The organism is Coxiella-like endosymbiont of Rhipicephalus sanguineus, from assembly GCF_018687865.1.
On record NZ_NIQB01000054.1, the window covers coordinates 1 to 10,632 of the forward strand.

Here is a 10,632-nt window from a genome sequence, read left to right on the forward strand (position 1 = left end):
AACACTAATGCTCATTAACGCCAAACACAATTGTTTTAATGTCGTTACCAGCCGGCGCAGAAATTAAAACTTTTTTTTGCCCCTGCTTTTAAATGTGCTTCGGATTTTTCTTTACTTGTAAATAGCCCCGTGCATTCAAGCACCAAATCGATATCAAGTTCCCTCCAGGGCAATTGCTCTGGATTCCTTACTGCACCTACTTTAATTTTATCACCATCGATCATTAATCCCTCTTTATCAAAACTTACATCAGCAGGAAACCGTCCATGCACTGAGTCATATTTAGTTAAATGAGCATTAGTGTTGATATCTCCCAAATCATTGATAGCAACAATTTTAAAATCGTGATGCTTTTTTGATTTATAAAAAGCTCGTAAAATATTTCGACCAATGCGGCCATAACCATTAATAGCAATTTTATATGTCATGCTACTTCTCCTTAAATTTCAAATTCGTCGAAAAATTCTTTCACCGTTTCAATAATTCGCTCTGGAGTGAAACCATATTCACGGTACATCATTTGATAAGGTGCTGAAGCACCAAATTGATCAATTCCAATTACTTTACCTTCACGCCCAACAAATTGATACCAATAATCTGGATGAGCCGCCTCAATAGCAATGCGCTTGGTTATGTGTGGAGGTAAAACCATTTTTTGATATTCAATATCTTGATTTTTAAAAATTTCACAACAGGGCATGGAAACCACTCGCGCCGGGATATTTTTTTCCAAGGCCTTCGCCGCTTCAACAGTAATCATTACTTCAGAACCTGTCGCGATGAGAATAATTTGGGAGGGTTCTGTTGCTTCCCACAATACATACCCCCCTCTTGCAATTAATTCCACTTGCTGGAAATCTCGATTTTGATGCCTAACTTTTTGACGAGTTAACAAAAGACAACTAGGTCCATGATGTTCAATCATCTCTCGCCAAGCAACAGCTGCTTCAGTACCGTCACAAGGACGCCACACCTGCAAACCGGGAATCATTCGCAAGGAAGCCAATTGCTCAATCGGTTGATGCGTAGCCCCATCTTCTCCCAAACCAATCGAATCATGAGAATAAACAAAAATAGAATGCGCTTGGGTGAGCGTTGCCAGACGAACAGCATTTCGCGCATAATCCGAGAAAGTTAAAAAAGTACCGGCAAAGGGGATAAAGCCGCCATGTAACGCAATGCCATTCACAATAGCTGTCATTGCAAATTCACGCACACCATATTCAATATAATTTCCCTGGCGGTTTTCTTGACTCAAAATGGTAGCTCCAGACCATTTCGTGCAATTGGATTCTGATAAATCGGAAGAGCCGCCAATTATTTCAGGTAATGAAGATGCAATAGCATTTAAACATTGTAAGGATAATTTACGCGTAGCATTATCTTCTTTGGATTCTTCCCTATTTAAAATAAACTCTTGTATTTTTTTGGCGTAGTCTGCGGATAACAATTTTTTTTGTCGTCGCAAAAACTCTTTTGCCAATTCCGGATGATGTTTCTCATAATTCGTAAATAGTTGATTCCACTGAGTTTCACATTCCTTCCCCCTTTTTTTGCATCCCATGCAGCATAAATCTCTTCTGGAATTTCAAATGGCGGATAAGGCCAATTTAAAATTTTACGGGCACCAGCCACTTCTTCTTCTCCTAAGGGAGCCCCGTGTGTCACTGCCTGGCCCGCCAAAATAGGTGCTCCGTATCCAATTATCGTTTTGCAGCAAATAAGGGTGGGCCTGGTGATTTCATTTTTTGCCGCGATAATAGCTTGGGAAATGGCCTTGGGATCATGCCCATCAATATAGGGAATGACCTGCCATCCATAAGCTTCGAAGCGCTTTGGTGTATCGTCGGTAAACCATCCTCGCACATCCCCATCGATGGAAATTCCGTTATCGTCATAAAAAACAATTAACTTCCCCAAGCCCAAGGTTCCTGCTAACGAACAAGCTTCATGAGAAATGCCTTCCATGAGGTCGCCATCCCCAACAAAAACGTAGGTATGATGGTCCACGATGGGAAATGCCTTACAGTTAAAAACCTAGCCAGAATCTGTTCGGCGATCGCCATCCCGACACCATTGGCTAGTCCTTGTCCAAGTGGTCCAGTCGTTGTTTCCACACCCGGGGTATGTCTAAATTCGGGATGGCCCGGTGTGCGTGAATGGAACTGTCGAAAATTTTTTAAATCTTCAATTAATAAATCAAAACCGGTCAAATGTAACAGCGCATATTGCAACATAGCACCGTGACCGTTCGATAAAATAAATCGATCGCGATTCGCCCAATGGGGATTAGCGGGATTGAATTTTAGAAAATCGCGCCACAATACTTCCGCAATATCCGCCATTCCCATCGGCATTCCGGGATGACTGAATTAGCTTTTTCTACGGCATCCATTGCAACGCACGAATCGCATTAGCACACTCTTGGCGTGATGGCATTGGCTTTCCTTCGATGGCTCTAAATCAAATCGCAAATGATAACGCGTCTGGAAGGATCACGCAATTTGGAGATTCATATTAATTCGTAGGCGTCCTTCGTTGAGAATTGGAACTTAAGTCAGCGTTGGGGGGCAATGTGCTGAACTATAGACTCCAGGGTCTGGAGTATCATCTCCTAGGGTTAGAATGTTGTTAGCTTTATTGTAGACCCCTCTAATTTTTCCAGAATTAAAGTTAAACATCTAAGATTTTTTTGTTTCTCTCATCGCTTTTTAAAGAATAAGTATAGGGGCTTCCTTGTTCCGGCACGGCTGAACCACCAATTACTCTATTCAATAGCCAAAAAAAGTAGGAACAGTACAGTAGCGACCTACTAATAGCAAGGAATCAGCATAACCTAAATAACCCATTAAAACTATCCTTAAAGAGCTAATTTTAGTGGGAATTTTCACATCTCTTCTCCTATCTTTTCTCATTATTCTTAAAATAGAAGTATAATGCATTTCTTAAATTTTTTGATAAAGGAACTAAACATGTGTGGCATTGTAGGAGCCATTGCTCAACGTCATGTGGCGAACATTTTATTGGAAGGTTTGAATCGTTTGGAATACCGTGGCTATGATTCAGCCGGGATTGCCATTCTCCATCCAAAAACGACAAAAATTCAACGAATTCGCGTCAAAGGTAAAGTTCAAGCGCTCGCGGAAAGGCTGGGGAAAAAACCTCTACGGGGTTATACCGGCATTGCCCATACTCGCTGGGCAACGCATGGAAAACCAACAGAAAAAAATGCACATCCCCACTGCTCAGAGAATGACATTTCCATCGTTCACAATGGCATCATTGAAAATCACGAATCACTTCGACAAAAACTCACAAAATCAAGCTATGTGTTTGAGACCGAAACCGATACCGAAGTAATTGCACATTTGATTCATTACCACAGTAAAAAGAAACAGGAATTATTATCAGCCATCCAACAAGCCATTCAAGAATTGAGGGGAGCTTATGCATTAGCCATTATTTCAACTATAAAACCCGAAGCATTATACGTCGTTCGCTGCGGCAGCCCTCTTGTCATTGGATTAGGAATTGGGGAGAATTTTATTGCTTCAGACATCAGCGCTTTGCTTCCCGTAACTCAGCAATTTATTTATTTAGAAGAAGGAGATGTCGCTAAAATTGGAATTGATACTGTTTCCATCTACGACCAAGCTGGAAAATTAATTGAACGGCCTTCCTATACTTCAAAAATTAATTACGATACGGCGACAAAAGGAAAATTCTGTCATTTTATGCAAAAAGAAATTTTCGAGCAACCCCAAGGCGTGCTCGATACGATTTCTGGGCATTTAATTAATAACACAGTGACTCCACAGAGTCTCGGACATAAAGCGGAATCTATTTTTAGAAAAATAAAACGTCTTCAAATAGTTGCTTGCGGTACAAGTTTTCACGCTGCTTTAGTGGGTCGCTATTGGTTGGAAGCCTTAGCCGACATTCCCTGCCAAGTAGAGATTGCCAGCGAAAATCGATATCGCAAAGCTGTAGTGGAACCTAATACTTTATTCATCGTAATATCCCAATCGGGTGAAACAGCTGATACATTAGCAGCTCTACGCCAAGCGAAAAAATTAGGATATGCAGCAACCTTAGGTATTTGCAATGTCCCAACCAGTTCAGTAGCCCGTGAAGCTGATCTAGTTTTCCTTACTCGCGCAGGAATCGAAATCGGGGTTGCCGCCACTAAAACATTTACCACCCAATTAGTTTCTTTATTATTATTGGCGGCTTTGTTTCACCGAGGAAATAACGACAATCACGAAATTATTATTAACCATTTACGAAATTTGCCAGACCTTTTACAAAAACCTTAGATTTAGATGCTTCTATCAAGCAATTATCCAAACGTTTTTTAGATAAACAACATGCTTTATTTCTGGGACGTGGTGCACTTTTCCCAATTGCCTTAGAAGGCGCTTTAAAATTAAAAGAAATTTCCTATATGCACGCAGAAGCTTATCCTGCAGGTGAATTAAAACATGGTCCTTTAGCTTTAATCGACAAAGGTATGCCGGTAATCGTTGTTGCACCTAATGATCACTTGATTGAAAAATTGGAATCCAATATGCAAGAGGTCCAAGCGCGGGGAGGCGAGTTATATATTTTCATGGATGAACAAATTCCCTGGGAATCCAAAATGGATAATAGCTCAGCTATCCGAATGCCTACTATGGCTGATATTATCGCTCCGATCGCCTATACTGTGCCTCTACAATTATTGGCCTATTATGTGGCTGTCTTAAAGGGAACAGATGTCGACCAACCACGCAATTTGGCGAAATCGGTCACAGTGGAATAGCATTGGAATTCTTTCTCGCTAGTAGACCACAAATTCAACCTCAGCGAGAACAAGTAATCATATATTTGCAATGGTTAATGAGAAGCAGGATTAATATATTAAAGTGTATAAGACAAACATTCTCAAATTACTACTTAGGGCCTATAAGAATCAAAATATTTTTAAAATATATTCTAGGGATCATATAATTCCTCAGAAGTAGTGAGGGCTATAAAAAATCCAAAGTCTGTCATTCCGGCGAAAACGGGGATCCAGAGGAAAGAATGTCTTAGGCTAGCCTTTAGATTCCAGCTTTCCTGAGAATGACTGTACTTGTGGTAATGATAGAAAGAATCTAATCCCGCAAAACCAGGTTCTTTCAAGCCTTTGACACCAACATCGATTGCAAAAACTACACCAGCCGGTGGAGGCAAAATTTCAGTTTCGCCAATTCCTTGAGAGCAAGAAGTCACGTATAAACGACCCAAATTTGATCCGCCGAAAATACAACTCGTAGGACGTTAGACGGGCATTTCAATGATTTTATTTTCTTGGCCACATCTGGTGCAGGTGCATAACGGAAAATTTTCTACTATTCCATTGTGCTTGCCGAATATATCCTTCACTACTGATCGTTAAGCCGTCAGACTCTATGGAGCTTTTTTCTAATTGGACAAAAATACGCCGATTTAAAATTGCTCCGTGATTAATATCAAAATCATATTCTCAAAATCATATTCATAAATCTGATATTTCAGTCCGTATAATAAAAAATTTGATCATCCGGACTAAAACTCAACCTATTTGAAATAGTAATGCCTTCTTGCATTTTAGTCAGATTTCCATCAAGGTCTAAGCAGTATAAACCTAATTTAGAATTTTTAACATCAAGGTTCGCCACTCCGATCCAAAATCGTCCCGCTCGATCACATTTTCCATCATTCATGCGCAATTCATTGCTCCAGGGTTCGATCGCCGCAAGCCTGGTCATTTTCAAAGAAAGAATTTCCACTCCAAAAATTGCATTGCCGAGAGTAATCACAACACCACCTTTTTACGTAGCACAACTGCACCAATAAAATCTGGCATTTCCCAGGACTGGTAATCACGCTGACGCGATTTAATCGATGTAAAGAAGGCTTCGCAATATCAAATCCAATACAAAACATTTTCAAAGGGATGTCATATCGGTCCTTCGCCTAAAGAGTTTTGTCCTTTCCAAACTATTTCAATATTCATTGATCAACCGGCTGTTAATGTGGCGGAAACAAATTTTACTGATTTAAAGTAAGAAAGTGACCTAATATGCTTCCAAGAAATCACCAAAATATTTTTATTGAATTGATAGGACTTTGGGATAGGAGCAATAAAATATCCTGTAGCATCCGGATATTTTTTGAGGAAACTTTTCATCCCTCTTTGTTGATAAAGAGATATATCAATAGCTGTTACACATTCAATTCCGATAAGCTTTTTTTAGTTTTTAAAATTAAATCAATCTCAGTACCGCCCCAAATCTGATAATAATAGAGACTCGGCTTGAATTTCCCTTCTGAGAAGCGTCAATAAACTGCTGTGCTGCCAAATGAAGCTTTGTTTTCTGCCAAGAAAAGGGTTTATCCCACGAGTCAAATATTCTATATTGAGAGTGTACCTTCGGGTTTTCAAAAGATGATAATTCGTATATCAAAAATAAGGATCTTAAAGCTAATAAATTTTTTAATAAACGCCGGTTTGCTACCCAATTCATGAGCCAACTTAGACAAAGAGATAAGAGGCATTGCAGCAATGATATTTAGTAAGTTAACAGCTAATTCACTGTCGTAATTACCGTCTTCCAGCTGTTTTAAATCTCTATAACAGATTACCTCTAACCAACTATTGATAACACTTATTCGTTCTTCAGAATTGCTTAAACCACAGAAAATAGACATTCTGCTTCGCTCAAGCCATGTATTCAACGCTTTTAGATTTTAGCTAATTTTAGCTGGACTTGCGTCATTAAATTTAAACTTCACCCAGGGATCCATAAACGCTTGACTATTTATTTCCTACATTGTCAGTAGGATACAGACGCGTGATCTCCATTCTACTAGCTAAAGATTCTCGAACCCCTACTTTAAAGGAAAATTCTACTGAACTCGAAAAGGTAAAAATACCTAGCCGCCGTTCTTCATCAATCAATGCTTTTAATGCTTTTATAGAATCGAATATGTGGGGTACCTTCTAGGCTTCATCGATGATGAGCGGGGGTGGATTGATAGCTACTTTTGTTTAATAGAAATTATTCTGGAGCGTGCTTCGCTCTTAGAGCGATTTCTTGCTTATCAAAAGTGAGATAGGTGAGGTGCCCTACTGAAGACACGGCGGACCACTCTTTCATTAAGAAGGTGCTTTTGCCTACCTGTCAAGGAGCTAAGACTCCCAATACGGGAAACATTTTAGCACGTTTTAGAAGAATCCTTTCAATATGTGCCGTTTCCCGATGATGCATCTCAAAACACCTGCTTATTGAATTAATATTACAGGAACTTTAAAATGAGCACCATTAAAAGACCACTCACAACCATGCCCGCTACCAGACGCCAAATTATAGAAATATTTACACCATAACTCACTAAATAAGCGGTTAAAAAGGAAGTGAGACCAAAACACAATGCCATAATGCCGCCAGTGACGCCCATCACCCATCCTTGTTCGTTTTCGCTCAAATAAACGACAGCAATGGAAATCTCTACGAACACCATTAAAATCTACAAATAAATAAAATTTCGTGGGTCAGGACAATTAAGGGTATAAATAAAGCAGTCAAAAAAACTGATGGTTATAACGGCTTTCAATCGAAATTGCTTTACAAAGTAATCGACTAAATAACCACAACCGATGTTAAAACCGATTCCCATATCAGCGAGCAGTAAGGAAACTTTTAAAGTGGTATATCTGTAGCGGTGTAAAATAAACATCGAAATGAATAAACATCGAAATGAAGGAAAAGAAATTATTCCAGCTATAAATTATCACCAATAAAACAACGGATAATTTTTAATTTTTTCATGCTTGAGCCGAAATAAAAATATTTACTGCATAATGAAATCGAATACGCACTTTCCCTGTTTGTTTGAAGGTTTCTTTAAACAGACAGCATAATAAAAATGCATTGAACAATGAAATTAAAGAAGAAAAATAAAGCGGCGTCGAAAATCCAAACCAATTTACAAAACGGCTATCTGACAGAACGCCTCCAATAATCGGGCCAATGATAAAGTCTAATGAGATTGATAATAAAATCAATCCAATATTTCGCGCTTTATGTTCCTCAGAACTGACATCCACAATCGCAGCTTGCACAATGGGTTGGCTACCTGCTGTAAAGCCGGCAATCACTCGTCCCAAGATTAAAAAGACCAAACTATGGATAACTAATGAAAAGACCGACAATAAATAACCGAGAAACGATCCCATTAAGAAAATTAATAATGCTTTTCTAACCTATCGTATCAGAAAAATCTCCCTAATCTAGCACACTATAAAAATACCCACAGTTATCAACTCATAAAAAATCTCGGGTGGCTAACGAAGTCGCTGCCGATAAAAAATCAGAATGCGTGTCGATGATGATGGCATTTAAAACTAGAAAAAGAAGACTCAAGCTCATCCCATCAATAAAAAGCACTAAGAACAAAGGGACCATAAGAGACTCTATGTTCAGAGCAATCCCAACGCTTAAACGAGTGTTTAACAAATTGGAAGACAGGACAAAATACCTAATTAGAGTAAATGATTAATCCTTTAATCAAATTATTACAAAGAAAAAAGCCGTTCCTTGGTTTCTTCATTATGTCAATCATTAGATCTTGTTAGTTAGTTAGTTAGTTAGTTAAGAATTAGCAAAAATATAAATAATCAATCGCTATTATGAAGGTTATTCACTGCAGCAGCAGGCGTACGGCAGTCATGGATAATCCAGGGACATTGACCCGTGGCTCCATTATCATGTTCGTAAGTGCGACTTACTCCATTTTTGTCCTCAATCTTAACAAGGCCATCGGCATTCCCATAAGGTGTTGTAATAACAATTGCTACCGTTTGGCCGTCCGGGATAGTACAAGGCCCGTTTTCAGGACAACCATTGTCAAATCTCACATCCCCCTGATAAGGATTAGGTGAGTAAGAAACAACCCAAGAAGATTTAGAAATGTTCTTTATATAAAATAACACGTATAGTTGCCAAAACAGTTTTTTGAAGCAATAAAGCCATACTTGAGACAGCTAAAAAAGTCTCAATTTGAGTTAGTTTTTTAAACTTTGAAGTTAGTAACATTAAAATTTTTCCGATTAAATCTGGAAACTAGGAGTATGGCCACTATACTACCTATTCATCAATTAGCTAACTTATTGACCGGTAGCGGTTCCCCGCTTGCCCCCTCATGGGATCAGAAACCAGCTCTACTTATATGCTCTACTTATTATGCTCTACTTATATTAATTATAGTCTTTAGGGTATAGTCTTTAGGGTTATATAAAAGCTTACGAATTCGACGGGTTATATAGCAGACAATTAGTAGCCTCATCACTAGCCGAAGGGTCGATGAAATCGATCCAGGTAAGTATGCCTCCTTGTAAGCTTGAAACTTGGGTAATCCCACTATCTTTTTAGTAATTGTGCAGCGAAATGGTTACGCTGACCATATTTGCAATAACAAACGATAAGTTTATCTTTCGGTAACATCGTTAGAAACGCGTTAAGTTCTTGTAACGGAATATCTTAGGCCGCCAATATGGACAGATATCTCTTTCATAAAGTTCACGCACATCAATTAATATAAAATGTCTGAGTTTGATTTTTCTAACCACTGAGAGAGCTTTGTAACTTCTATTTCCTAAATTTGTCCCCGACCCTTATCTTTTGGAAAAAGATCACTGACTGATTTACCCTCAACACAACACGGGCCGAGGATTTTTGAGTATAATAAATTCTTTTATTCTCATCGATAAATCATCGATGGCTAGCAGTCCGCCCGGATAGCATTTTTTCTTTGCTTAGTAAAATTTTTATAGCCTCGGTGGCTTGAATACCACCTAAAATTCCAGGCAATACACCTAGAACACCACCCCTAATTCACAATTAGCAGTAAGTTCTTCTGAAGATGTTTCATATAAACAACGGTAAAATGGGCCATCTTGATAATTAAAGACGCTACATTGTCCCTGAAATTGATAAATACTGACTGAAATTAATGGTTTTTTAAATTTAACGCAAACATCATTCAATAAATAACGGGAGCGATAATTATCCGTGCAATCGATAAATAATTTTAAAATCGCGCACTGTTTTTTCTGCATTATCTTCGCTTATAAAAGTTTCATAAGTAATTATTTGCAATGAAGGATTAAATCGTTCAAGGAAATATTTTGCTTGAATCGCTTTATGCTTGCCAACATCATTAGGTGTAAAAATGACTTGTCGTTGAAAGTTCGATACTTCCACTTGATGGCCATCAATAATGCCAAAGGTGCTAATACCTGCCGCTGCTAAATATTGCAATACAGAAGAACCCAATCACCCACTCTCCCCCCAAGCACCCACACACAGAATATGCGCATTTAAAAGTCGCGCTTGCCCTCCCCTGACCAATCAATGGCAAATGGCAAGGATAACGTTGAATATCAATAGGGGACGCCATAAACCCTAATGTGCCTCATCCCAATTGCTGCCAACTCCAATATCAACCACCAGAGGCACCGAAAGGGAGGAAGCTTCTTCCATGGCTTTTTTGATTTGCGGAACCACATGATCGAGATCTTTTTCAGCGACCTCAAAAACGAGCTCGTCGTGCACCTGCATGATCAAA

The 10,632-nt window shown here is 38.9% G+C and carries 12 protein-coding genes and 3 pseudogenes; 2 read left to right on the forward strand and 13 right to left on the reverse strand.

The features are described 5' to 3' along the window. Window positions 1-7: 7 nt before the first annotated feature. A pseudogene (locus B1F79_RS03205) lies at window positions 8-428 on the reverse strand (glyceraldehyde 3-phosphate dehydrogenase NAD-binding domain-containing protein); the annotation flags it as partial. An 11-nt stretch (window positions 429-439) separates the two neighbouring features. Further along, a pseudogene (tkt, locus tag B1F79_RS03210) lies at window positions 440-2,439 on the reverse strand (transketolase). 533 nt (window positions 2,440-2,972) lie between these two features. Between tkt and glmS the strand changes: the two are divergent. Beyond that, window positions 2,973-4,801 (forward strand): annotated as a pseudogene (gene glmS, locus B1F79_RS03215) (glutamine--fructose-6-phosphate transaminase (isomerizing)). Between the two features lie 173 nt (window positions 4,802-4,974). Here the strand turns inward: glmS and B1F79_RS06345 are convergent. The 4 genes from B1F79_RS06345 to B1F79_RS03230 form a co-directional block, all read right to left on the reverse strand. Continuing rightward, window positions 4,975-5,268 (reverse strand): hypothetical protein, encoded by a 294-nt coding sequence (locus B1F79_RS06345; RefSeq protein ID WP_285896380.1) that lies wholly within the window; start codon window positions 5,266-5,268, stop codon window positions 4,975-4,977. Between the two features lie 55 nt (window positions 5,269-5,323). Further along, on the reverse strand, window positions 5,324-5,491 hold the full coding sequence (locus tag B1F79_RS06350; protein ID WP_308159730.1) for a hypothetical protein: 168 nt from the start codon (window positions 5,489-5,491) through the stop codon (window positions 5,324-5,326). A gap of 43 nt (window positions 5,492-5,534) precedes the next feature. Then, window positions 5,535-5,822 carry an SMP-30/gluconolactonase/LRE family protein gene (locus tag B1F79_RS06355; RefSeq protein WP_308159729.1) on the reverse strand — a complete coding sequence of 96 codons (288 nt, stop codon included), beginning with the start codon at window positions 5,820-5,822 and terminating at the stop codon, window positions 5,535-5,537. A 622-nt stretch (window positions 5,823-6,444) separates the two neighbouring features. Next, complete coding sequence (locus B1F79_RS03230) at window positions 6,445-6,714, reverse strand: hypothetical protein (protein ID WP_251365972.1); 270 nt, start codon at window positions 6,712-6,714, stop codon at window positions 6,445-6,447. Between the two features lie 280 nt (window positions 6,715-6,994). On the opposite strand from B1F79_RS03230, the gene B1F79_RS06360 reads away from it, so the two are divergent. Beyond that, entirely contained in the window at window positions 6,995-7,117 is a 123-nt protein-coding gene (locus B1F79_RS06360) for a hypothetical protein (protein WP_285896381.1), read from the forward strand. Between the two features lie 185 nt (window positions 7,118-7,302). Here B1F79_RS06360 and B1F79_RS03235 read toward each other — a convergent pair whose 3' ends face one another. The 7 genes from B1F79_RS03235 to B1F79_RS03260 form a co-directional block, all read right to left on the reverse strand. Continuing rightward, window positions 7,303-7,527 carry a hypothetical protein gene (locus B1F79_RS03235; protein ID WP_251365973.1) on the reverse strand — a complete coding sequence of 75 codons (225 nt, stop codon included), beginning with the start codon at window positions 7,525-7,527 and terminating at the stop codon, window positions 7,303-7,305. Between the two features lie 304 nt (window positions 7,528-7,831). Then, window positions 7,832-8,242 (reverse strand): MFS transporter, encoded by a 411-nt coding sequence (locus tag B1F79_RS03240; RefSeq protein ID WP_251365974.1) that lies wholly within the window; start codon window positions 8,240-8,242, stop codon window positions 7,832-7,834. 88 nt (window positions 8,243-8,330) lie between these two features. After that, window positions 8,331-8,471, reverse strand: a complete 141-nt coding sequence (locus B1F79_RS03245; RefSeq protein ID WP_251365975.1) for a hypothetical protein — start codon at window positions 8,469-8,471, stop codon at window positions 8,331-8,333. Window positions 8,472-8,683: 212 nt separating this feature from the next. Continuing rightward, the gene (locus B1F79_RS03250; protein WP_251365976.1) at window positions 8,684-8,923 is read right to left on the reverse strand and encodes a hypothetical protein; all 240 of its coding nucleotides are present in this window, start codon (window positions 8,921-8,923) and stop codon (window positions 8,684-8,686) included. Between the two features lie 957 nt (window positions 8,924-9,880). After that, a complete protein-coding gene (locus B1F79_RS06905; protein ID WP_372443124.1) occupies window positions 9,881-10,123 on the reverse strand; it encodes a ThiF family adenylyltransferase in 243 nt (80 codons plus the stop codon). Continuing rightward, the gene (locus B1F79_RS03255) at window positions 10,071-10,340 is read right to left on the reverse strand and encodes a HesA/MoeB/ThiF family protein (protein ID WP_251365977.1); all 270 of its coding nucleotides are present in this window, start codon (window positions 10,338-10,340) and stop codon (window positions 10,071-10,073) included. Before B1F79_RS03255 ends, B1F79_RS06905 begins: the two co-directional genes overlap by 53 nt. Before the next feature lie 129 nt (window positions 10,341-10,469). Then, window positions 10,470-10,632, reverse strand: a 163-nt coding sequence (locus tag B1F79_RS03260; protein ID WP_251365979.1) for a DNA polymerase, incomplete at its 5' end; no start/stop codon positions are given.

Bases quoted from the DNA above. Each gene is read 5' to 3' on its own strand.
- B1F79_RS03230 (WP_251365972.1), bottom strand. From the start codon at position 6,714: ATGTCTATTTTCTGTGGTTTAAGCAATTCTGAAGAACGAATAAGTGTT.
- B1F79_RS03235 (WP_251365973.1), bottom strand. From the start codon at position 7,527: ATGGTGTTCGTAGAGATTTCCATTGCTGTCGTTTATTTGAGCGAAAAC.
- B1F79_RS03240 (WP_251365974.1), bottom strand. From the start codon at position 8,242: ATGGGATCGTTTCTCGGTTATTTATTGTCGGTCTTTTCATTAGTTATC.
- B1F79_RS03245 (WP_251365975.1), bottom strand. From the start codon at position 8,471: ATGGTCCCTTTGTTCTTAGTGCTTTTTATTGATGGGATGAGCTTGAGT.
- B1F79_RS06905 (WP_372443124.1), bottom strand. From the start codon at position 10,123: ATGCAGAAAAAACAGTGCGCGATTTTAAAATTATTTATCGATTGCACG.